The sequence below is a fragment of the Pseudomonas sp. D1-36 genome (assembly GCF_051132205.1).
Taxonomy (GTDB): Bacteria; Pseudomonadota; Gammaproteobacteria; order Pseudomonadales; family Pseudomonadaceae; genus Aquipseudomonas.
On record NZ_CP071674.1, the window covers coordinates 794990 to 816736 of the forward strand.

Annotated in this window: 19 protein-coding genes and 1 pseudogene; 5 read left to right on the forward strand and 15 right to left on the reverse strand. The window is 59.2% G+C overall.

The genetic code is table 11. The features are described from left to right. The first annotated feature begins 1 nt into the window (after position 1). The 4 genes from J3P76_RS03440 (at position 2) to J3P76_RS03455 (ending at position 2701) form a co-directional block, all read left to right on the forward strand. On the forward strand, positions 2–1468 hold the full coding sequence (locus tag J3P76_RS03440; protein WP_434611668.1) for an N-acyl-D-amino-acid deacylase family protein: 1467 nt from the start codon (positions 2–4) through the stop codon (positions 1466–1468). A 131-nt stretch (positions 1469–1599) separates the two neighbouring features. After that, positions 1600–1968 (forward strand): glyoxalase superfamily protein, encoded by a 369-nt coding sequence (locus J3P76_RS03445; RefSeq protein ID WP_434701492.1) that lies wholly within the window; start codon positions 1600–1602, stop codon positions 1966–1968. A 71-nt stretch (positions 1969–2039) separates the two neighbouring features. Next, positions 2040–2285, forward strand: coding sequence for a FitA-like ribbon-helix-helix domain-containing protein (locus J3P76_RS03450; protein ID WP_434560791.1), 246 nt, complete (start codon positions 2040–2042; stop codon positions 2283–2285). Next, positions 2282–2701: a type II toxin-antitoxin system VapC family toxin gene (locus tag J3P76_RS03455; RefSeq protein ID WP_434560789.1), complete on the forward strand. Its 420-nt coding sequence runs from the start codon at positions 2282–2284 to the stop codon at positions 2699–2701. Before J3P76_RS03450 ends, J3P76_RS03455 begins: the two co-directional genes overlap by 4 nt. A 53-nt stretch (positions 2702–2754) precedes the next feature. On the opposite strand, the gene J3P76_RS03460 is transcribed toward J3P76_RS03455, so the two are convergent. The 14 genes and pseudogenes from J3P76_RS03460 to phnD all read right to left on the reverse strand — a co-directional run bounded on the left by J3P76_RS03460 (position 2755) and on the right by phnD (position 17303). Then, entirely contained in the window at positions 2755–3618 is an 864-nt protein-coding gene (locus J3P76_RS03460; RefSeq protein WP_434635627.1) for a methyl-accepting chemotaxis protein, read from the reverse strand. 42 nt (positions 3619–3660) lie between these two features. After that, positions 3661–4674 (reverse strand): annotated as a pseudogene (locus tag J3P76_RS03465) (methyl-accepting chemotaxis protein); the annotation flags it as partial. Between the two features lie 338 nt (positions 4675–5012). Next, positions 5013–5753 carry an SDR family oxidoreductase gene (locus J3P76_RS03470; RefSeq protein WP_434649019.1) on the reverse strand — a complete coding sequence of 247 codons (741 nt, stop codon included), beginning with the start codon at positions 5751–5753 and terminating at the stop codon, positions 5013–5015. Beyond that, a complete protein-coding gene (locus J3P76_RS03475; protein WP_434701493.1) occupies positions 5750–6907 on the reverse strand; it encodes an alkene reductase in 1158 nt (385 codons plus the stop codon). Before J3P76_RS03475 ends, J3P76_RS03470 begins: the two co-directional genes overlap by 4 nt. 35 nt (positions 6908–6942) lie before the next feature. Next, complete coding sequence (locus tag J3P76_RS03480) at positions 6943–8412, reverse strand: NAD-dependent succinate-semialdehyde dehydrogenase (RefSeq protein ID WP_434701494.1); 1470 nt, start codon at positions 8410–8412, stop codon at positions 6943–6945. 93 nt (positions 8413–8505) lie between these two features. Next, on the reverse strand, positions 8506–9189 hold the full coding sequence (locus J3P76_RS03485) for a type 1 glutamine amidotransferase domain-containing protein (protein ID WP_420765626.1): 684 nt from the start codon (positions 9187–9189) through the stop codon (positions 8506–8508). A gap of 318 nt (positions 9190–9507) precedes the next feature. Then, the gene (locus tag J3P76_RS03490) at positions 9508–10110 is read right to left on the reverse strand and encodes a TetR/AcrR family transcriptional regulator (RefSeq protein ID WP_434701495.1); all 603 of its coding nucleotides are present in this window, start codon (positions 10108–10110) and stop codon (positions 9508–9510) included. Between the two features lie 186 nt (positions 10111–10296). Next, the gene (phnX, locus tag J3P76_RS03495; protein ID WP_434560780.1) at positions 10297–11124 is read right to left on the reverse strand and encodes a phosphonoacetaldehyde hydrolase; all 828 of its coding nucleotides are present in this window, start codon (positions 11122–11124) and stop codon (positions 10297–10299) included. Between the two features lie 78 nt (positions 11125–11202). Beyond that, positions 11203–12075 (reverse strand): LysR substrate-binding domain-containing protein, encoded by an 873-nt coding sequence (locus J3P76_RS03500; protein WP_420765623.1) that lies wholly within the window; start codon positions 12073–12075, stop codon positions 11203–11205. A gap of 41 nt (positions 12076–12116) precedes the next feature. Beyond that, positions 12117–13412, reverse strand: coding sequence for an MFS transporter (locus J3P76_RS03505; RefSeq protein WP_434560779.1), 1296 nt, complete (start codon positions 13410–13412; stop codon positions 12117–12119). 114 nt (positions 13413–13526) lie between these two features. Further along, positions 13527–14618 carry an iron-containing alcohol dehydrogenase PsrA gene (psrA, locus tag J3P76_RS03510; RefSeq protein ID WP_420765621.1) on the reverse strand — a complete coding sequence of 364 codons (1092 nt, stop codon included), beginning with the start codon at positions 14616–14618 and terminating at the stop codon, positions 13527–13529. Positions 14619–14822: 204 nt separating this feature from the next. Beyond that, positions 14823–15641 carry a phosphonate ABC transporter, permease protein PhnE gene (gene phnE, locus J3P76_RS03515; RefSeq protein WP_434702018.1) on the reverse strand — a complete coding sequence of 273 codons (819 nt, stop codon included), beginning with the start codon at positions 15639–15641 and terminating at the stop codon, positions 14823–14825. A gap of 1 nt (position 15642) precedes the next feature. Then, positions 15643–16440, reverse strand: coding sequence for a phosphonate ABC transporter ATP-binding protein (gene phnC, locus J3P76_RS03520; protein ID WP_434560775.1), 798 nt, complete (start codon positions 16438–16440; stop codon positions 15643–15645). Next, the gene (phnD, locus tag J3P76_RS03525; RefSeq protein WP_434701496.1) at positions 16437–17303 is read right to left on the reverse strand and encodes a phosphonate ABC transporter substrate-binding protein; all 867 of its coding nucleotides are present in this window, start codon (positions 17301–17303) and stop codon (positions 16437–16439) included. The genes phnC and phnD overlap by 4 nt, the downstream gene beginning before the upstream one ends. A gap of 111 nt (positions 17304–17414) precedes the next feature. Here phnD and J3P76_RS03530 point away from each other — a divergent pair, with 111 nt between their 5' ends. Further along, positions 17415–18299 carry a LysR substrate-binding domain-containing protein gene (locus tag J3P76_RS03530; RefSeq protein ID WP_420765618.1) on the forward strand — a complete coding sequence of 295 codons (885 nt, stop codon included), beginning with the start codon at positions 17415–17417 and terminating at the stop codon, positions 18297–18299. Between the two features lie 351 nt (positions 18300–18650). Here J3P76_RS03530 and J3P76_RS03535 read toward each other — a convergent pair whose 3' ends face one another. Continuing rightward, on the reverse strand, positions 18651–21668 hold the full coding sequence (locus tag J3P76_RS03535) for a type I restriction endonuclease subunit R (RefSeq protein ID WP_434701498.1): 3018 nt from the start codon (positions 21666–21668) through the stop codon (positions 18651–18653). Positions 21669–21747 lie beyond the last annotated feature (79 nt).

The following is a 21747-nucleotide window of genomic DNA, read 5'->3' on the forward strand; positions in this document are numbered from 1 at the left end:
AATGCTGTACGACACACTCATCCGCAACGCCTTGGTGATCGATGGTCACGACAAGCCTGGCTATAACGCCGACGTGGCGATTCGCGCGGGTCGCATCGAGCGCATCGGCGATCTGGGCGACACCCGGGCGGTTGACGAAATCGACGCCGCTGGCCGCGTGCTGGCGCCAGGATTCATCGACGTGCACACCCACGACGACACGGTGGTCATCCGCCAACCGCAAATGCTGCCCAAGCTCAGCCAGGGCGTGACCACGGTGATCGTCGGCAACTGCGGCATCAGCGCGTCGCCGGTTCGCCTTCAGGGCGATCCGCCGGACCCGATGAACCTGCTCGGCACCGCCCAGGCGTTTGCCTACCCACGCTTCGCTGATTATCGTTCGGCGGTGGAGGCGGCGACACCAGCGGTCAACGTAGCCGCCTTGGTCGGGCACACGGCGCTGCGCAGCAATCATCTGGACGACTTGTTGCGCACCGCCAGCGCAGGAGAAATCGCCGCCATGCGTCAGCAACTGCGTGAAAGCCTGGAGGACGGTGCGCTGGGCCTGTCCACCGGCCTGGCCTATGCCAACGCGTTCTGCGCATCCACTGACGAGGTCATGCAATTGACCGAAGAGTTGGCGGCGTTCGGCGCGGTCTACACCACCCATCTGCGCAGCGAATTCGAGCCGGTGCTGGAAGCCATGGACGAGGCGTTTCAGATCGGTCGTCATGCCCAGAGCCCGGTCATTGTTTCCCACCTCAAATGTGCCGGCGCCGGTAACTGGGGACGTAGTCCACAGGTGCTCGCGGCGTTGGAAAACGCGGCGAAAACCCACCCAGTTGGTTGTGACTGCTATCCCTATGCGGCGAGCTCTTCGACACTGGACCTCAAACAGGTGACCGATGCCCATCGCATCACCATCACCTGGTCGACACCGCATCCGCCCATGGGCGGTCGAGACCTGGCAGACATCGCCGCCGAATGGGACGTGTCGCTTCTGGAAGCGGCGAGTCGCCTACAGCCGGCAGGTGCGGTGTATTACGGCATGGATGAAAGCGATGTAAGACGAATCCTCGCGCACCCTTTGTCCATGGTCGGCTCTGATGGCCTGCCCGAAGACCCCTTTCCGCACCCACGGCTGTGGGGCGCTTTCCCTCGAGTCTTGGGACATTTCAGTCGAGACATCGGGCTTTTTCCGCTGCATACCGCCGTCCACAAGATGACAGGGCTTTCAGCCGCGCGCTTCGGCCTGAAGGAGCGGGGCGAAATACGTGAAGGACATTGGGCGGACCTGGTGTTGTTCAATCCACAGACCATCCGCGACGTCGCGGACTTCAACGAACCGCAACGGGCGGCGGAAGGCATTGACGGCGTGTGGGTCAACGGCATCCTGAGTTATTGCAAAGGGCAAGCGAATGGCAAAAGAGAAGGACGTTTCCTGGCGCGTGAAGGCGACCTGCGCCACGGATTTCACTGCTCCCGATAGCATTCAAAGACAAGCAGTTGCATTAGTTGACGTCACAATAATGGCACTACGACACTAAAGAAGCCCAATCACAGGCCGAAGCATTGGGGTCAACCCATCTAAACTGGGTCTTTTCAGCCAGGGAGCAACCCATGAGCTTCGGTAAAACCACTCCGATCCTGCGGATCTTCGATGAAACCAAGGCGTTGGCGTTCTATGTCGACTTCCTGGGCTTTACCGTCGACTGGCAACACCGCTTCGATGACGACTTTCCGTTGTACCTGCAAGTCTCCCGTGGTGACTGCGTGCTGCACCTGTCCGAGCACCATGGCGATTGCACGCCGGGCTCGGCGTTGCGAATCGAGACTGATGAACTGGAAGTCTTCCAGCAGCAATTGATCGCCAAGCAATATCGCTACGCCCATCCACAGATCCAGGCCATGCCGTGGGGTAGCCAGGACATGACCGTGATGGATCCGTTTGGGAATCGGTTGGTCTTTACGAACGCGATCAGTGTGTAACGGCGGCTGGACAATTCGACGACTCGTCGACTAATCTTGCAGTCAATGATTTCATTGATTGCGGTGGCGTTATGGCTAGTATCACGATTCGAAATCTAGATGATCAAATAAAAGAGCAACTGCGTATCGCTGCGGCTCACAATGGTCATTCAATGGAGGAAGAGGCTCGTCTTATCCTGGGGCGCGCACTGGCCACGGTTAATTCTGCGGGAGGATTGGGAAGTCGTATTCGAAACAGGTTCCGGGCCCTGGGGGGCGTTGAGCTTGACCTACCGTCCCGTGACGAAAAAGCAAAGGCGTTGGATTTCTCTGAATGATAATCCTCGATACCAATGTGATTTCCGAATTCATGCGCGTTGAGCCGGATACAAAAGTTCTGACTTGGGTCGATTCACAGCCAGCGATGGATCTGGTCATCTGCGCTATCACGGTAGCGGAAATTCTTCATGGTATAGCCAGGCTGCCCTTCGGCAAGCGAAAGCAGAAGCTCGAATCCCATGCGATGGCAATTTTTGAAGAGGATTTTGCAGGCAGAATTTTATCTTTTGATGCCCATGCGGCTGTTGAGTACGCAACGCTTGTTGCGTCGTGTGAGGCCAAGGGTAAGGCGGCGGGTATGGCCGATGCGCAAATTGCGGCTATTTGCCGGTCTCACGGCGCGCCGATTGCCACACGCAACATAAGAGACTTCGAGTTTCCGGGGATTGAGGTGATCAACCCCTGGAACGCTTGAGCTGCATCGGTAGGCAAGACGCCCGTTTCCATTGGAAGCGGGCGTTTGCGTAATCAAACCCTGAAATGACTGACCATCTGCTGCAACTGACCGCCCAACCGCGCCAGTTCAACACTGGACGCTGCGGTCTCTTCGCTGGCGGCGGCGGTTTGTTCGGAGACATCGCGCACGTTGATGATGCTGCGGCTGATCTCTTCGGCCACGGCGCTCTGTTGCTCGGCGGCGGCGGCGATCTGCTGGTTCATCGACTGGATGTTCGACACCGTGCGGGTGATGTTCTCCAGTGACACGCCGGCCTTGCGGGTCAGTGCCACGCTACTGTCGGTGAGGTTGCGGCTGTTGTTCATCACGGCGGCCACTTGCTGGGTGCCGTTCTGCAGGCCGGCCACCAGGCCTTCGATTTCCTCGGTGGATTTCTGCGTGCGTTGGGCCAGGCCACGGACTTCGTCGGCGACGACTGCGAAGCCACGACCGGCTTCACCGGCGCGGGCCGCTTCGATGGCGGCGTTGAGCGCCAGCAAGTTGGTCTGCTCGGCGACGGCCTTGATGACGTCCATCACCGCGCCGATCTTGTCGCTTTCCTGCTGCAGAACGGTCATCGCATCGGTAGAGCGCACCACTTCACTGGCCAGGCGTTCGATCTGAGCGATGGCTTCGTTGACCACCTGGTCGCCATCACGGGCTTCGCCGTCGGCGGCGGCCGCGGCTTGGGACGCTTCTTCGGCGTTGCGGGCGACTTCCTGGACCGTGGCGGTCATCTCATGCATGGCGGTCGCGACCTGGTCGGTCTCGACTTTCTGGCTGTTGACCCCGGCGCTGGTCTGCTCGGTGACGGCCGACAGCTCTTCGGCGGCGCTGGCGATCTGCGTCACGCCATCGCGGATGCCGCTGATGAGGTCGCGCAAGGTCACGCCCATGCGGGCGATGCCTTGTTGCAAGACGCCGAGTTCATCGCGACGGGTAACGATAACGTTCTGCGACAGGTCGCCGCCGGCGATGCGCTCTACCACGGCGAGCGTTTCACGCAGCGGGCGAGTGATCTGGCGAGTGATGACCACGGCGGCAATGACGCCCACCAACAAGGCCAGCAAGGTGCTGACCAGTTGCAGCGTGCGGGCTTGGGCGCTTTCGGCGTCGCGACGATCGAGTTGGATCTGGTACAGCTGCTCGCTCAGGGAGACGATGGCCGCGCCTTGGTCAGTCATTTCCTTGCGTGCCTGTACAACATCGGCCGTGGCCAATTTGAAAGCCTGTACGGCGCTGCGGTATTGGACCAGGGTCGACTCAAGCTGGCGCAGCTCACCTTGGCGGGTACTGGCGAAGTATTCATCGAGCGGCTTGAGCGACGCGATGGCGGCATCCAGTTGGGCGAAGGCCTTGCGTTCGGTATCGGCGTTGGGGTTGGCGGTATAGCCGCGCACTTCATAACGAGCCAGCATGAACGCCTGCTTGGTCTGGGTAATGGCCTGGAACTGCTCAAAGCGTTCATCGCTGAGGGCCATTTGCTTGACGTCCGAATCGATTGCTTCGATCAGCTTGTAGGCCGTCTCGGCGTTTGCGCCCATGACCTCACGGGCGGAGTTGCCGGTACGGTAGGCGCTGCGCATTTTGTTCAGCGACACTTGATAGGCGTTGATGGTCGCATTCTGCTCTTTGAGCAGTTTGACGTTTGCAGGGCTTTTGAAACTGTTGAGCAGCGCGTTCTGCTGCGCCAGGAAACCATCAAGGGTGGTCTGTACATTTTGCGCGGCGGTCTCGTCGCCGTTGGTCAGCATGTATTGCAGGCGCGTGACGCGCAGCTTGGTCAGGCCAGCGTTGAGCTGGGTGATGTCGCTCATCCAGTTGCTGCGGTCGATCAAGCCACCCAGGCTGGTCCAACTGGTCAGGGCCAGGAGACAAGTCAGTACCAGCACCAGGCCGAAGCCCAGGCCCAGTTTCATGTTGACGCTAATGTTGCCAAACCAGCTATTCATCAAATTCCTCCAGGAACGTTGCGCTGCTTGATCGTCGGTTGGCTGGAAGATTGTTGTTGTTAAGAGCCAGCAAAAACGTTTAACGGAGCTGTATCGGCGGCTGGTCCTGAATCTGAAAGTTTTTTTGTCGGGATGAGGAATGACAGGCAAAAAAAAGCCCGCGGGAGAGCGGGCTAAAACCTTAGTTTCTTGAATGAGCGAGGGGACTGTAACGGATCACATGAAGACCCGGGGTGAAGAAAAATTCATTCGATGCGGCTACGTATGTCCCGAGTACCGGTGGACGATCCGCACCTGAAGTCCTCTACCGTCAAGTCCCCTTTTGTCTTTCCCTTTTGTCAAAACTCCTGTTGAGTCGGACGGAGCACGATTTCGTTGATGTCCACATCGTTCGGCTGCTCGATCGCGAAAGCGATGGCACGAGCCACCGAGGCAGCCGGGATTGCTTTCTTGTAGAAGTCCAGCACGGTGTCTTTGGCTGTGCCGAAGGTGCTGTGCTTGAGGTCGCTGTCCACCGCGCCGGGTGCGATGGACGTCACGCGAACCTTGTCGCCTACTTCCTGGCGCAAGCCTTCGGAAATGGCGCTGACGGCGAACTTCGTTCCCGAGTACACCGTTCCACCGGGTGCAAAGACTTTCACTCCAGCCACGGAGCTCAGGTTGATGATGTGTCCGCTTTCCTGCGCGAGGAAACGTGGCAGCGCCGCTGCAATACCGTAAAGCGTGCCCTTGAGATTGACGTCGATCATGGCGTCCCATTCATCGGTGTTGACCTCTGCCATGGGGCGAATCGGCATCAGTCCGGCGTTGTTGATCAGCACGTCGAGCTTGCCGAAGTCGGTCACGACCGCGGCGACCACGGCCTCGACCTGGCGTTTGTCGGTGACGTCGAGGGTGTAGGCTTTGGCCGCGCCACCCTGGCGAGCGATCCCGGCCACCACGGCCTCCAGTTTGTCAGTCCGCCGTGCGGCCACTGCCACCTTGGCGCCGCGTGCGGCCAGCAGGCGAGCGACTTCGGCGCCGATGCCGGTACTGCCGCCGGTAATCAGGACGACTTTGCCTGCGATTCCTTCGTTCATGCCAATACCTCTTCTTTTACGTCAGATGTGGAGGGGCTGTACCGCGGGTAGTCGGTGAACCCTTGCTCGTTGCCGCCATACAGCCCAGCGGCGTCCAGAGTGTTCAGCGGCCAGCCGTTGGCGATGCGCTCAGGCAAGTCGGGGTTGGCAATGAAGGGACGACCGAACGCAACCAGGTCGGCCAGGCCCGCTTCGACCAGGCGTGCCGCGCGATCCGCAGTGTACAAACCGGCATAGATGATGCGACCGCTGAACGTGCGTCTGACCTCGCGACGAAACGCGTCGGGCAGGTCCGGCGCATTCGGCCAGTCGGCTTCGGCGATCGAGAGGTAGCCTACGCCTGCTTGCTCAAGCACCTTGATGGCCTCGATGTAGGTCTGGTGCGGATCTTCTTCGACAAAGCCGATGTACACCCGGTCTTCGTCGGTGCTGGTGAACAGCGGCGTGAAGCGCACCCCGACGCGTTCGGGCCCGACCACGGCGCTGACGGCTTGCACCACTTCGCGCAAGAAGCGCAGGCGGTTGTGCAGCGAGCCGCCGTATTCATCGGTGCGCTGGTTGGCATGGGTCGAGATGAACTGATTGACCAGATAGCCATTGGCCGAGTGGATTTCAATGCCATCGAAGCCGGCGCTCAGGGCATTGCGTGCGGCCTGGGCATAGAGTTCGACCAGCGTCTTGATCTCGGCGACGCTCAATTCCCGAGGCATGGACGGCTCCACCAGAGTACCGGTGCCATGGCCGGTTTCGATGAAGGCCTTGGCCTTTTGCGCCTGGATCGGCGACGGCGCGATGGGGGCGGCGTTGTCGGGCTGCAGTGCGTTGTGGGACACCCGGCCAACGTGCCAAAGCTGGGCGAAAATCACCCCGCCCTTGGCATGCACGGCGTCGGTCACGGTGCGCCAGCCATCGATCTGCGCCTGGCTGTAGATGCCTGGCGTCCAGGCATAACCTTTGCCCCGAGGCTCGATCTGGGTGCCTTCGCTGATGATCAGGCCGGCGCTGGCCCGTTGTTGGTAGTAGCGCGCCATCAGGGCCGTGGGAATGTCGCCGGGCTGTCCGCTGCGTTGGCGGGTGAGTGGCGGCATGACGATGCGGTTCTTCAGCGTGATGGAGCCCAACGAGGTGGGCTCGAACAACGAGCGATGTTCCATGATTCGATTCCTTGTCGCGTCAATGTCGGGTGGGCTTACAAACCACCGAGGCTGAGGTATTTGAGGTTGAGGTATTCATCCAGGCCATGAGTCGAGCCCTCGCGGCCGATACCGCTATCCTTGACCCCGCCGAAGGGCGCTTCGACGGTGGTGATGACCCCGGCGTTGATGCCGATCATGCCGCTCTGCAAGGCGCGGGAGACGCGGAAGGTGCGCGCCAGGTCGCGGGTGAAGAAGTACGCGGCCAGGCCGAACTCGGAGGCGTTGGCGGCGTCGATGCCTTCTTGTTCGGTGTTGAAGCGGAACAGCGCGGCCACGGGGCCGAAGGTTTCTTCCTGGGCGATGAGCATGTCGGCTGTGGCGTCAGCGATCACGGTGGGCTCATAAAACGTCGCGCCGAGCGCATGGCGTTTACCACCCAGCAATACGCGACCGCCTTTGGCTTGGGCGTCTCGCACGTGCGCATCGACCTTGCTGACGGCGGCCTGGTTGATCAGCGGGCCTTGCTCGACGCCCTCATCGAAGCCGTTGCCGATTTTCAGCTGCCGGACCCGCGCCGTCAGGCGCTTAGCGAACTCGTCATAGATACCGTCCTGGACATAGAAGCGGTTGGTGCATACGCAGGTCTGGCCACTGTTGCGAAATTTTCCGGCGATGGCATTTTCGACGGCCAGGTCGAGGTCGGCGTCGTCGAAAATGATGGTCGGTGCGTTGCCGCCCAACTCCATCGACAATTTCTTCATGCTGTCGGCGGATTGCTTGTACAGCAGCTTGCCGACGCGGGTGGAACCGGTGAAGGTGATCTTGCGCACCAACGGGTTGGCGGACAGTTCGCCGCCCACCGCGGCACCGTCGCCTGTGACGACATTGACCACACCGGCGGGGATGCCCGCTTGCTGCGCCAACACACCATAGAGCAGGCCGGAGAACGGCGTGAATTCGGATGGTTTGATGACGATGGTGCAGCCGGCCGCCAGCGCCGGAGCGACTTTGCGCGAGAGCATGGAGAAGGGGAAGTTCCACGGCGAGATCGCTCCCACCACGCCGACGGGCTCGCGGGTGACCAGGATCTGCCGGTCTTTCCAAGGCGAGGGAATGATCTCGCCATTGATGCGCCGCGCCTCTTCGGCAAACCACTGAATGTAGTCGGCGCCCAGTTTCATTTCGTTGCGCGCTTCGGCCAGCGGCTTGCCTTGTTCGAGCGTCAGCATGCTGGCGAGGATGTCGAGGTTGTCGCGTACCAACTGCGCCATGCGATTGAGCAGAATGGCGCGCTCTGCCGCGGTGGTCAGTGACCAGGATGCGAACGCTGCCTGTGCGGCGTCGATGGCGCGGCGTGTTTCAACAGCGCCGCTCCAAGGGATCTGGCCGATCTGGCTCTCGGTGGCTGGGTCGTTTACCGCGAAGTGGCTGGCGTCATCCGCTGCCACCCACAGGCCGTCGATATAGTTGGCTTCTTTCAGCCAGCCAGCGTCTTTGATCTGCTGCAAGTTGAACGCAGTCATGGGTGTCTCCAGGAATGTGAGGGCTTTTGCCGATGGCGTCGGGGGATGTCGTAGAGTGCGGGAGACCTGCGGCGTCTCCCGCCCAAGGCTTGATCAGGCGTTGTTCAGCAGCTCTGTCAGGACCTTCGCGGCTTCGCTGGACGAGCCGGGGTTCTGGCCGGTGATCAGCAGGCCGTCGCGAACCACGTAGGAGGCCCAGTCCGGGCCTTTCGAGTACAGGCCGCCGTTGGCCTTGAGCATGTCCTCGACCAGGAACGGCACGACGTGGGTCAGGCCGACTGCCTCTTCTTCGGAATTGGTGAAACCGGCAACTTGCTTGCCTTCGACCAAGGGTGTGCCGTCAGCCTTCTTTACATGGCGCAGGACGCCCGGGGCATGGCACACCAAGGCAGCGGGCTTGCCGGCGGCGATGAAGGACTCGATCAACTGGATCGAGACCGGGTCTTCTGCCAGATCCCACAGCGGGCCGTGGCCGCCTGGGTAGAAAACCGCATCGAAATCGGCAGGCGATACGCTGTCCAGGCGCACGGTGTTGGCGAGCAGCGCGGTGGCTACGGCATCGGTTTCGAAGCGGCGGGTCAGGTCAGTCTGGAAGGACGGCTCGTTGCTCTTCGGATCGAGCGGCGGCTGGCCACCCGCTGGGGACGCCAGGACGATCTCGGCGTTGGCGCCCAGGAAGGTGTAATAAGGCGCTGCCAGCTCTTCGAGCCAAAAACCGGTTTTGCGGCCGGTATCGCCAAGGGTGTCGTGTGAGGTCAGAACCATGAGAATTTTCATTTTGTGCTTCCTTTTTTCAGTTGGGTCGTGAGGTCACGACAAATCGTGAAATTAGACCGGTCGTCTAGTTGGTTGGCGGCGAACGATCATTGGTTGACTGGCTAAGGCTGTAGTTCTTTGTTCCCAGAGGTGAACGTGCTGCTACGGTATTTCAAATTAGACCGGTCGTCTAGTAACTTTTTGAAATTTTTTACGGGTGCTGTTCAGGGGCTGCAAGTGAGCGTAGGAAGCATCGCAGAAACGTCGGGGAAAAAGCGGCGAGGGATGACGCGAGCAGTGCGACGCCGTGACGGGCGCTACATCGCTCATGCCGGTGTATCAGGACAGGTTGAGAAGCTGGCGAGTCGTGGACATCGCCGTCTCGAAGGGTTGGGCGCTCTTGGTGATCTTCACCATGACGCTAGCGCCGACCCAAAGTTGATAGAGGCTCTGCGCAACCTCGTGGGGAGTACCGCTGATGGTCAATGAGCCCTCGGCCAAGCCGGACTCGATCCCACTCGCCAGGCGATCGATGATTCCTGACGTACCGCGGTTAAGCACTGCACGCATGGCCTCGGAAAGGTCAGCGACTTCCACGCCCAGCTTCACCGCCAGGCACTTGCCCTGGCAATCATGAAAGGACTGGGTGTCCTGCCAGATGCGGAAATAGTCCAGCAGACGCTGCGCCATCGTCAGGCCCGGCTGGGCGAGGGTCCGGTCGATATCGTCGAGATAAGTCTCGAAATAGTTCTCGAGCAGGGCCTCGCCAAACGCGTCCTTGGAGCCAAAGTAGTGATAGAACGAGCCCTTCGGCACACCGGCAGTCGCCAGGATCTCGTTCAGACCCACCGCGGTATAACCTTTGGCGGCCATGATTCTTTGGCCCACATCAAGGATGCCTTGGCGGACGTCGGATGTTTCGCGGATCTTTAGAGTATTCATGGGGGCGATGCTAATCGTTTCTAGTCGATCGGTCTACTAGTAGGAGATGAATGCCGCTGCTTCGTGGGTTATGAAATGGCAGACACAAAAAAAGACGCCTTTTGGACGTCTTTTTTGTTGGGCTGCGCCAGGGTCGGCGCGCCTGATAGGGCAATTGACGATGCCAGCTGCCCGGTACCCGGGAACTCAGGTGTTTTGAGGCATTTCGCCTCTCGACAGGCGTGCATTGATGTCATCGATCACTGCCGGCAACTCGGCGATGGTGTCGATCAAGTAGTGCGGGCGCGAACCCTCGAACATGCGACCGATGCGGTTGCGCTCCTGATCCAGCTTATCCCCAGGCATGCTCTTGTATTGCTCGTAGGTCATCCCTAGAGCATTGCCCGAGCAGGTCAGTGCGACCGTCCACATGCCGGCGCTGCGACCTTCCAAAATGCCTGGCCAGGTGTCATCGACTTTCACACAGGCCGCGACATCACTGATACCCAGTGCGATGACGTTGGCCAGGGACTGTGCCGGATAAGGGCGGCCATTGGGCACTTCATCGGTGGCCACGACGTGATCAGGCTCATAACCGTTGCGGCGAGCCAGCTCCACGACCTTCTCCATCACCACCGCCGGGTAGCCCGAACAGGTGCCGATCTTCAAACCCTTATCACGCAACACCGTGATGGCCTCCAGCGCGCCCGGAATCAATGCCGAATGAAGGCCGATCTTGTCGATCTGCAGCGGCATGAAGCGCTCATAAATCGCCGTGACGTCCGCATCCGTAGGCGTACGGCCAAATTTTGCGCGGTAGCGCTCGGCAACCGCGGGCATGTCGCACAGGGTTCGGATGTGATCCCACTTGCCCATCCCCATCGGACCGCGTGCCTCTTCAAGGGACACCTCGACCCCGAACTCGCCGAACGCTTCGACAAAGATCTGCGTAGGCGCGAAGGAGCCAAAGTCAACGACGGTACCTGCCCAGTCGAGAATGGCCGCTTGCAGTTGTGTCGGTTGGTTGTAGTTCATGGTGCATCTCCAAATGACGAGTGAAAAAGTCCTGCCCCCCCATTGAATGGGCAGGCTGAGTGATGAAATCGATGGCATTCAGGTCGGTGGCGGTGTGCAGTTTTCGAACAGCTCGACAATCATTGGTCGGTTACGACGAATGCCCAGGCAGCACAGGTGATATTCGATGTGAAACGGATGATCGACAAAGGTGACCGGCCGGGTACCGGGCGTTTCCGCGTATTCCACCGCCGAGACGAAACCGATACCTATGCCCTGAGCGATGGCATGCACGATCGCTTCGCGGCTGTTGAGCTGCATGGCGCAGTCGAGCTCGATGCCGGCTCGATGACAGGCCTCTTCCACCAACTGCCGGGTGCGTGAAGCCTGCTCGCGCAAAACCACTCGCTCGCCGCGAATCTGTTCGATCCGAACCTGTTCCAGCCCTGCCCATGGATGATCCTCGCGGACCACGCCGACAATCGGGTAACGCCGATATAACTGTGTGTGCAGGCGATGATCGAACTCCGAGAGCGCCAGGATCGCCACATCGATGTCGAAGTTGTAAAGCCGATCCAGTGTTTCCCGTTCAGAGGAAAAAGAGGTTTCCAACTCCACATCCGGGTACTGCTGCATCAACGCATACGTCAGGCTCATGGCGATGGGCGGCGAAACTGCGCCGAGCCTCAACAACCCTGCCTTTCGTTGGCGGAAGCTCTGCAGCAATTGCACGGCTTCATCCTCCTGACCGAACAGGCCCTGGGTGATCGCATAGAGTTGGCGACCGGCAGCCGTCATCTCGATGGAACGCCCGCGACGATGGAAGAGCTCGACGGAGAACATGTTCTCCAACGCGCTCACCTGCTCGCTGACAGTCGGCTGTCCCACGCTCAGATACTCAGCAGCAAGCGTGAAGCTGCCATTGCGAGCGACTGCGTGAAAGGAGCGAAGCCATTTGTGGTACTGATACATGGCGATTACCGATTTCGTGAGTTCCGCTGGTTAAGCCTAGGTCAGCGCCGTACGAACAATGCGACCATTGCACTGCAGATACAGGCAGAAGCGACGACTACGAATATCAATGACGTGTTGCCCGTGCTGTCCAGCATGCTGCCGATCAATGGCTCAGCCAGGCCGGCGAACAGGTAAGAGGAGAAATTCATGATGCCGGTGGCGGTGCCTGCGCGCTTGGCGCCAACCAGATCGGGGCACAGCGCCCAGAAGCTGGAGGCGGGGCCGTAGACGAAGAAACCGCAGAGGAACAGGGCGATCAAGCCGACGGTGCTATGTGCCGGCAGGCTCCACATCCATAGGCTGGTGGCTGCGCCGAGGAACATGTACAACATGATGGCCAGGTAGCGCTTGGAGCCGAATAACTTGTCGGACACCCAACCGTTGCTGAGCGCACCTACCGCCATGCCAACCGGCAGCGCGACGGTGATCCATTTCGGATCGATCCAGCTGTCGCCGCTTTTCCAGTCGGCACCCAGGAAATGCACCGGCACCCAGACGATCAAGCCATACCGCGCCGCATTCTGAAACCCGAGAGAAACGGCGGCGATGATCAGGCGCGTATTCTTCAGGACTGCTTTGTAGCGCTGAGCCGAGGTCTCGACTTCATCCGAGGCTTCTTGTCCCTTGTCATCGGCGTTTGCCACGCCGGTGTCGGTAAGCGGCTCGAACCCCATGTCCTGTGGGCGCTCCCGGGCGATGAAGTAAAACAGGATACCGCCGGCCAGCATGAGCAACACTGGCAGACGGAAAATCCAGCGCCATTCGAGCTCTAACACTTCCAGCACGACCACCGATGTGACATAGGACAGAATCGAGGCACAACCTGCCGCGAACACGTAGAACCCATATACCTTGCCGCGCTCCGACACTCCCCACCAATTGGACAGCAGACGGCTACCTGGCGCCCAGCCAAGCGCCTGAAAGTAGCCATTGACGCCCCACGGTAGGATGAGGCTGACAATGCCGCTGGCGAAGCTGGTCACCCAATTGGCGGCGCAGGAGAGGACAGCCCCCAGCGTCATGATGCGGCGCCCGCCGAACTTGTCCGCCAGGTTTCCATTGATAGCTTGGCCGATGGCGTAAGCCCACAGCATCGCCGCAGAAACCCAGCCCAGGGTCTCCTTGCTCAGGCCGAACTCAGCCTGCATGCCGGGAATTGCGAAGCCGAACGTTTGCCGACCGGTGTAGAAAAACAGGTAGCAGAACATCGCCGCCAGCAGCATTCGCCACTGAGCCAAGCGAAAGGATGGGGCTGCGGACACAGCGAGACCAGACAGAGCATGCTCACGATTCATCATGTTTTCCTTTTTGTTACGCCTTCAACCAGGTGGTCGAAGAACGGCACTCTTATTCGGTGCAACAGGAAATAGGCGGCCTAATCAGTCGCCCTCGTTTGGGTAAGCGACGTATCAGGCAGCCCGCGAGCCGATGAAATTCTTGCCGCGGGCGCCCTGCATGGCAGAAAGGATCATCTCCTGCGCCTCGACCTCCGTCACCCCGTAGTCGGTGAACTCGGTCTTCACGTCCAGGTGATGGAGAAAGCTGCGCAAGCGCTCCTGGGCCTCGGCCAGGTCAGTTCCAAAGACACGCTGTAGCGTCTGGTCCCGAGCGGCGTCGCGGCCCCACGCCAGCCCCAGTACGTGTGGCAGCGTAAAGGAGCAGGCGATGCCGTGCGGCAAGCCATGACGCAGCGTCATCTCGTAGGAAATGGAATGGGCCAGTGCGGTCTTGGTGTTGGAAAATGCCAGGCCCGCTTTCAGGGCTGCCAACGCCATTCGCGAACGAAGCTCGCGGCTGGACAGGTCTTGGCGCAAGCGAGGCAGGCAGTCCAGGATGTCTTCGATGGCAGAGGTCGCAAAAGTGTCGGAGATCGGGTTGGCGTTGACGTTCCAGATCGACTCCAGCGCATGTGACAGGGCATCAAGGCCGGTGGATACCGTCACACCTGCCGGCACAGTGAGCATCAGGTCCGGGTCAATGATTGCCGCTTTGGGCCAGGTACATTCCAGATGCAGCGAGTACTTCTTTTGCTGGCCTGAATCCCAGATCGTTGCCCATGGCGTCACTTCGCTGCCAGTACCGGCTGTTGTAGGTGCTGCAATGAGCGCCTTGCAGCGCGCCGGCGTAAAGGGCTTGCCACTGCCCAGCAAAGTCAGCAGTTCATCGAAACGCCCTGATGCCGTACCGACGATCAGAGCCTTGGCGGTATCGATCGCACTGCCCCCTCCCACCGCCAACACGGTTTCACAACCTCCGGCCTGTGCCCAGAAGCGCTCGTAAGTGGCGCTCAACTGCGAGACATCCGGGTTGGGCTGCACATCTTCCACGATATGAATAAGACGCTCACCCAGCAGCGCCTGGATCTTATCGATCACGCCCAGGCCACGGGCTTCCGGGAAAGTCACCAAGGCGACCGTCTGGCCCTCGGTGAGTGCAGTGATCTGGCTCAAGCTACCGCCGCCAAAGTAAGTGGCGACCGGATTATGGAAGTGGGCAGGCATGACGTTCCCCTTGTTATTGGAAGGTGCGGCCATGTTCGCTGGCGCATTACATGAGCTCAAATCGATTGATACGAGTTCTGCATCGGCCAGGCCGATACTGCCAGGCGTTGAATGGGTGTGCGTGATCACCTGGGATACTCCGCTGGATCAGGTCGGGTAAAAGGGCGTGATCGCCCGCTGAAACGCGGCGACGAGCGTGATGGGCTAGTGTCTGCCGCCCTGCTGAATCGAGGCTCGCAAGCGGTTCGAAACCATGTCGGCGGCGATTACCATCACCGTGATCACAATGATGCAGGTGGCAGTCTCCTGGTATTTGAACAGCTTGATGCTGCTCACCAGCTCGAATCCGAGACCACCAGCACCGACCATGCCCAGCACGGTCGCCGAGCGCAGGTTGACCTCGAAGCGATAGAGGATCACGGCGATCCAGGCTGTGATGACTTGCGGTATGACCCCGAACACAATCACCTGCAGCGGTCGCGCGCCCGTGGCTCGAAGTGCTTCCAGAGGGCCCTGATCAATCTCTTCGATGCTCTCGGCGAAAAACTTGCCGAGCATGCCAATGCCATGGACGGCAAGCGCCAGTACGCCGGGAAAGGGTCCCAAGCCCACAGCGGAGACAAAGACCAGCGCGAGGATCAGCTCGTTGATACTGCGAATGACGTTGAGCGCTTGTCGGGTTCCTTGATACAGCCAGCGGTTGCTTTGCAGATTACGTGCAGCGAGAAAGGCCAGCGGCACGGCGAAGAGGATACCCAGGAGCGTGCCCCATATTGCGATCTGCAAGGTCTCCAGAGCCGGCGCTATCAACTTGGGCAAGATATCCAGGTTGGGTGGCACTGACCGAGACAGGAAGTCGCCGATTTGCGGAAGGCCGGCCGCCAACTCCCCCCAACTGAGCTGAGCGCCATTGGCACTCCAGTGCAAAGCGACCATCAATATCAGTACCAGCGAGGCTGTTGAAGCCCAGCCGCGAAGGCTGTCCGGCGTTTTAACCATCCAGCGGTAATTTTCAGTGCGCATGTCAACCTCCCAAGCTATTGCTGTAACGCAGCGGCGAGGAGCATTCAATGTCCGTCGCATTGTCATCCGCGCCTGTCGCTGGATAGATACGATTTAGCGTGGGTTGATCGAGACCGCTCGCGTCACCGTCATAAACGAGGCGACCATGGGCAAGGCCGATGATTCGGTCGCCAAACTCTCTTGCGAAATCAACTTGGTGCAGGTTGCACACCACGGTAATGCCGAGCTCGCGACTGGCATCACGCAGGTACTGCATGACCAGCCGCGCCGTCTTTGGATCAAGACTGGCAACGGGCTCGTCAGCGAGAATTACCTTGGGTTGCTGGGCGAGTGCGCGTGCGATCCCGACCCTTTGCATTTGCCCACCCGACAGCGAGTCGGTGCGCGCGTCAGCTTTGTGCAGCAGCTCTACTCGGCGCAGGCATTGTTGCGCTAATTCCACGTCGGCTCGACTGAACAGCTGGAGTACCGAGGCCAGTGTCGACAGCGATCCCAGGCGTCCAGTGAGTACGTTCTTCAACACCGAGAGGCGCGGTACCACGTTGTGATGCTGGAAGATCATCGCCACCTGACGACGCAGGGCGCGCTCGTCACGTGACTGCATCGCGTCGACCCCAGCGATGTGAAGCTCGCCACCATCTGCCTGGGCCAGCCGATTCATGCAACGCAGCAGCGTGGATTTTCCAGCACCTGATTGCCCAAGCACGACGACGAACTCACCGGCTCCGATCTGCAGGTCGATGCCTCTGAGCACGGGGTTGTCCCCGTAGTGCTTGGTGAGTTGATGAACCCTGATCATTTCATTTTGCTCAGGTCGAGATCGAGTACCTTGGCGGTCTCTCGGACCACGTCGTACGCGCCGTCGCGGGTGGGTTGAAAACCGTTGAGCATGCCCTGATCGCCCCAGGGGATGTCCTTGACCTCGGCCAGTGCTGCCGCCAGCTTCTGCTTCAGCGCCGGGTCCAGATCCTTGCGCCAAACCATCGGGGATTCGGGAATATCCGATGAGCTCCAGACGACGCGTAACTCGTCCGGTTTGACTTCGCCCTGCGTCGTCGCGGTAGCCAGAATGCGGTCAGCCACAGCGGCAGCGTCCACCTTGCCGTTGGCCACGGCCAGGATGCTCGCATCGTGCGAGCCAGAAAAAATCACGCGGGAAAACAGCTTGTCCGGCTGATAACCAGCCTTCTCGATACCGGCTTTGGGAAAGAGGTGACCGGACGTCGAACTTGGATCGACGAAAGCGAACGTATGACCCTTCAGGTCGGCCAGCGACTTCAGGCCGCTGTCGGAGCGGGCCACGATCAGGCTGCGATAGGCACTTTTGCCGGTTTTTTTAGTGACTGCCACGGCGAACGCTTCCACGTCGGCCACCTGGCTGGCAAGCACGTAGGAAAATGGCCCAAGGTAAGCAACATCCAGCTTCTTGGAGCGCAACGCCTCGATCACACCGTTGTAGTCGGTGGCCACGAACGGCTTGACGGGCATGCCCAACTTCGCCTGCAACTGGTCGAGCACCTGTTGGCTGCTCTCGATCATCGATTGAGAATCTTCGGATGGAATCAGGCCGATCCTCAGCGCCGTCTCGGCAGATACTTCACTGCTGATCAGCAGCGGTAGGGACACACTGGCAGCGCAAAACAGCTTACGAAGAGTTTTCATGGCATATCCGAGTCGTGGTTGGGTATGCCGCTTACCTTATTTTTGTAATGTGACCGTCATGCCATCGATTCAATATTGGTTTACACGAAAAAGTATTGAGGGAGTCTATGGATGTCGAACAGTAAGCTGCGCGCGTTTCTGGCTGTGGCCCGTCAGGGAAGCTTCAGCGCGGGGGCACGATCACTTGGGCTTAGCCAACCGACGGTGACCACGCAGATACAGGCGTTGGAGCGCTTGCATAACCTGGAGTTGTTCCACCGCCGTGGGCGCCGCGCCGAGCTGTCGACGGTTGGCCGCCAACTGCTGCCTATCGCCCAGCAGTTGATGGCCCTTGAAGCCGAAGCGCATGGCTTATTGCGTGACTCCGGGACAATGGTCAGGGGACAGTTGCGACTGGGGGCGGTTGGCCCGTTTCACGTCATCGAAATGGTCGATGCTTATCGTCGCGAGTTCCCCCAGGTAGAGCTGTCGATCCGGGTGGGCAACTCGGCCTCGGTGTTGGCGGACTTGGAAAACTACGTGACAGACATCGGAGTCCTCGCAGGCCTGCATGAAGATCCGTCGTTCCACTCCACGCTCTATGCCCGGCACCGGGTAATCGTGTTTGCTCATCACCAGCATCCGCTGGCACAGCGCGATGTCGTACGCCTGGAAGAACTACAGGGGCAGCCGATGTTACGCCGCGAGCAAGGCTCGACGACACGCCTGGCATTTGAGCGGGCGCTGGCCGAGCGGGACGTGACGCCGCGTATGGTCATGGAGATCGGTAGTCGAGAGGCACTACGGGAAGCAGTCGCCAGGGGCATCGGCCTGGGTGTTGTGTCCGAGGCCGAGTACATCCCAGGTGCAAACCTCAAAGCCATTCGTATCGAAGGGGATCCGGTGCATACAGAGACGTACCTTTACTGCCTCGCCGAACGCCGCAGCCAGGTCATCGAGACGTTCCTGGCCTGTGCAAACCAGGCCCGGCTCAAACGTCCTGACGGAGCTCAGTGACTCGTCACCTGAGGCGGATAGTTGGTGAATGCACGATCTGCGTGAAGTGCTATGGCGCTGGAGGCCGCGTATTTACTGGATTTCAAGCACGAAAAAAGACGTCCGTGGAGGTCTTTAGAGCCGGGGTAATTTGAAAGGGTTCTGTAGCTTGCTGTTTTTATTGGCTAATAATTGATCCGATAAACTCCTTGGAATACCAGCTGGAATGCTGCTTGGTCTGGTTTTCGATGGACCGTCATTTTTGAGTTGCGCCCCCGCCAGAGCTTCGGGGTTAAAGCTCCAAGCGAATGGGCGTGACGGCGTTAGTCGTATGGACCGGAAATACTTAGACACACCGAGCTTGCACATATCTCAGCCCAGCATGCCCCTCATGCTCTGCTGCAATGAAGACTTGAGCGCTTCATCACTGGCTACCAGCCGGTAAAGCTCTAGGTCCTGGCGGCGGCGTATCAGCATTACTTCTTCAAAAATCTTTTCGAACGCCAGTGCACGATGGTCTTCGTCCTGGCTCTTTTGGTACTTTGGCTCAAAGTCCGGATGTTCCTGAATGCCCTTTAGAATACTCAGGAACTTCACGCGCTTTTCTTCCGTGGTCACGCCCCAGCCTTGGAACCAACGCTCATTAAAGCTCTGGATGATTTGGTCAAGCAGGTCTTTTTCCTGCTCAACACCATGTACCCCACGCGGATTTGGGTTGGCTGGATCCAGCTCGGTTTCCGTGTCATCCAGCGCAATGCTGTGGTTCAACTTGACCCGTTCCAGCCCATAGGACGCGAGGTCAACCGAGTTAAGCAGAGCATCGATTTCGTCGGCGTCTTTGTCCTGCACTTTGAGTTTCGGGATCAGGAACTTGAGGAACCAGAACAGCTTTTCCCAGGCCACAATCTCATACGGCATGATCGAGGCCATCTGGCCGTAGATCTTCACGAACTGCTTGGCCTTGATCTTGAAATCGACCTTGTCCTCATCCTCTAGCTCTAGTTCTACGTCGAAACGTTCAGCGGCGATATCTATCAGCACGGCCAGCTTTTCAGCATCGACGTTGTCGAAATACTGCGCGGCAAATGCCTCTACTTCCGGCCACTCGTAGACGCCGACCTCGTCCAGCTGGTCCTTGAGTTCGTGCAACACATTGATATCCGTTGCTCCGGACAGACTGGTAGCCGTGTAGAACGGGTCGAAGGAGGCTTTGATGTCCTCCACCTGGTTGAAGAAATCCAGAACGAACAGGTCTTCGGTCTTCTTGCCCCACTTCGGCGCGGCACGATTAAGGCGCGACAGCGCTTGCACTGCGAGTACGTACTGCAGCTTCTTGTCCACGTACATGGCACACAGCTTAGGCTGATCGAAGCCTGTCAGATACTTGTTGGCCACCACCAGCAATCGGTATTCGTCGGTGTCGAATTTGTCTCGCGTATCCGCTTCGGGGAATCCGTTGATGCCGGCTTCGGTGTACTCGATACCATCAACCAATTTTTCGCCGGAGAAGGCAATTAGCGCCTTGAACGGGTTGCCGCGCGCTGCCAGCAAGCGGCTGATGGCCTTGTGATAACGGATGGCGGCTTCGATGTTTTGGGTTATGACCATGCCCTTAGCCTGGCCCTTAAGCTTTTTCGGCGTGACCACCTGCTCAATAAAATGCTCTAGCATCACCTCGGCCTTAACGTCGATGGTCTGCTGGTCGCGTTCGACATAGGCGCGTAGCTTCTTCTGTGCTTTCAGCGTGTCAAACAGCGGATTGTCCTCGATGGACTTCTGAATTTCGTAGTAGCTGCGGTACGTGGTGTAGTTGGCCAGCACATCGAGGATAAAGCCCTCTTCAATGGCCTGCTTCATCGAGTACAGGTGGAAGGGCGCGAAGCGGCCATCGGCCTGCTGCTCGCCGAACTTCTCTAGCGTGCTGTTCTTCGGCGTGGCGGTGAAGGCAAAGTACGAGGCATTGCCGCGCATCTTGCTGTTCTTGATGGCGCTGAGGATCTTCTCCTGAATGTCTTCTTGCTCGTCGCCGCCCATCACCTTGTTCATCGTGCCATGACTGCTACCGTCCTGCGAGCTGTGTGCCTCGTCGATGATCACGGCAAAGCGTTTGCCGGCCATATCGTCGATGCCATCCACGATCACGGGGAATTTCTGGATGGTGGTAATGATGATTTTTTTTCCCTGCTCCAGCGCCCGCTGGAGGTCAGAGGACTTCAGCGCCGGAGCGATGATGTTTTTCACCTCAGAGAACTCGCGTAGGTTCTCGCGCAATTGCTTGTCCAGCAGGCGGCGGTCGGTCACCACAATCACCGAGTCGAACAGCGGTACATCTAGAGCGCGCGCGCCGAAAATCTCCAGCGAAGCCGGATAGGTTTCTATCAACTGATAGGCCGCCCAGGTGATGGAGTTCGATTTGCCCGAGCCGGCCGAGTGCTGGATCAGGTAGCGCTGACCCACACCATGCTGGCTGGCATGCGTCACTAGGCGGCGCACCACATCCAGTTGGTGGTAGCGCGGGAAGAACAGCGTACGCTTGGCCAGTGGCATCTTGCTGCTGCCGTCCAGGCGCACAAAGTGCTGGATGATGTTGGCCACACTTTCGCGGCTGAAAATCTCCTGCCACAGGTAGGAACTCTTGTGCCCGGCGGGGTTTGGCGGATTGCCAGCCCCGTGGTTATGGCCCTTGTTGAATGGCAGGAAGAAGGTCGTGACACCGGCCAACTTGGTGGTCATGTAGACCTCGTCGGTGTCTACCGTCATGTGCACTAGGCAGCGGCCGAATTGCAGCAGCGGCTGGCCCGTGTCGCGGTCCTGCTTATACTGCTTTTGCCCGTGATAACGGGCATTCTGGCCCGTCCAGGGGTTCTTTAGCTCCAGCGTGGCGAAGGGCAAGCCATTGATGAACAGTACCAGGTCGATCTCTTCCAGTGGATTACTCAGGGAGTAACGCACCTGGCGGGTGCTGCTAAAGATATTCGCCGCAAACTGCTGTTTGACTCGCTCCGAACTGCTGGCAAGCGGCGCGGGGTACATCAGGTTGAAGTGCATATCGTCGATAGCCAGGCCGCGCTTGAGAAGGTGCAGCGCACCGTACTTCTTCGCGAGCCGGTCGAAGCGTTCGAGGATGCGCAAATCCCAATCATCGTAGCGCTGCTTGAGGCGTTCCAAATCATCGCCCTGGCTGGCCTCAAGAAATTGCCACAAGCAACAGCGATCCACGGCATAGCGGGCATCGAAATCCTGAGCGCGGCCCAGTTGATACCCATGGTTGAAGCCCGCCAGCACGGGCGCCGCGCTGTCACGGACCACCGCCTGCTCTTCTAGACAGGTGCCGGTCAAGTATTTCTCGATGCTAGCTTCGAGCGCCTGTTCGTTGGTCTTGCTTACCATGCCGGCTTCCTTGTGCCTGTTCTTTCTTATCTCTGCCAGGCGAGCCTGGCGCGTGGTGCAAATGTCTAAAATTATCCGG

Excerpts from the sequence above, each read along its gene's own strand:
- J3P76_RS03445 (WP_434701492.1), top strand. The coding sequence starts at position 1,600 with ATGAGCTTCGGTAAAACCACTCCGATCCTGCGGATCTTCGATGAAACC.
- phnD (WP_434701496.1), bottom strand. The coding sequence starts at position 17,303 with ATGAAAACTCTTCGTAAGCTGTTTTGCGCTGCCAGTGTGTCCCTACCG.
- J3P76_RS03485 (WP_420765626.1), bottom strand. The coding sequence starts at position 9,189 with ATGAAAATTCTCATGGTTCTGACCTCACACGACACCCTTGGCGATACC.
- J3P76_RS03455 (WP_434560789.1), top strand. The coding sequence starts at position 2,282 with ATGATAATCCTCGATACCAATGTGATTTCCGAATTCATGCGCGTTGAG.
- J3P76_RS03460 (WP_434635627.1), bottom strand. The coding sequence starts at position 3,618 with ATGGGCGTGACCTTGCGCGACCTCATCAGCGGCATCCGCGATGGCGTG.
- J3P76_RS03505 (WP_434560779.1), bottom strand. The coding sequence starts at position 13,412 with ATGAATCGTGAGCATGCTCTGTCTGGTCTCGCTGTGTCCGCAGCCCCA.
- psrA (WP_420765621.1), bottom strand. The coding sequence starts at position 14,618 with ATGCCTGCCCACTTCCATAATCCGGTCGCCACTTACTTTGGCGGCGGT.
- J3P76_RS03535 (WP_434701498.1), bottom strand. The coding sequence starts at position 21,668 with ATGGTAAGCAAGACCAACGAACAGGCGCTCGAAGCTAGCATCGAGAAA.
- J3P76_RS03470 (WP_434649019.1), bottom strand. The coding sequence starts at position 5,753 with ATGAACGAAGGAATCGCAGGCAAAGTCGTCCTGATTACCGGCGGCAGT.
- J3P76_RS03450 (WP_434560791.1), top strand. The coding sequence starts at position 2,040 with ATGGCTAGTATCACGATTCGAAATCTAGATGATCAAATAAAAGAGCAA.
- J3P76_RS03475 (WP_434701493.1), bottom strand. The coding sequence starts at position 6,907 with ATGGAACATCGCTCGTTGTTCGAGCCCACCTCGTTGGGCTCCATCACG.
- J3P76_RS03500 (WP_420765623.1), bottom strand. The coding sequence starts at position 12,075 with ATGTATCAGTACCACAAATGGCTTCGCTCCTTTCACGCAGTCGCTCGC.
- phnE (WP_434702018.1), bottom strand. The coding sequence starts at position 15,641 with ATGCGCACTGAAAATTACCGCTGGATGGTTAAAACGCCGGACAGCCTT.
- J3P76_RS03440 (WP_434611668.1), top strand. The coding sequence starts at position 2 with ATGCTGTACGACACACTCATCCGCAACGCCTTGGTGATCGATGGTCAC.
- J3P76_RS03490 (WP_434701495.1), bottom strand. The coding sequence starts at position 10,110 with ATGAATACTCTAAAGATCCGCGAAACATCCGACGTCCGCCAAGGCATC.
- phnX (WP_434560780.1), bottom strand. The coding sequence starts at position 11,124 with ATGAACTACAACCAACCGACACAACTGCAAGCGGCCATTCTCGACTGG.
- J3P76_RS03530 (WP_420765618.1), top strand. The coding sequence starts at position 17,415 with ATGTCGAACAGTAAGCTGCGCGCGTTTCTGGCTGTGGCCCGTCAGGGA.
- J3P76_RS03480 (WP_434701494.1), bottom strand. The coding sequence starts at position 8,412 with ATGACTGCGTTCAACTTGCAGCAGATCAAAGACGCTGGCTGGCTGAAA.
- phnC (WP_434560775.1), bottom strand. The coding sequence starts at position 16,440 with ATGATCAGGGTTCATCAACTCACCAAGCACTACGGGGACAACCCCGTG.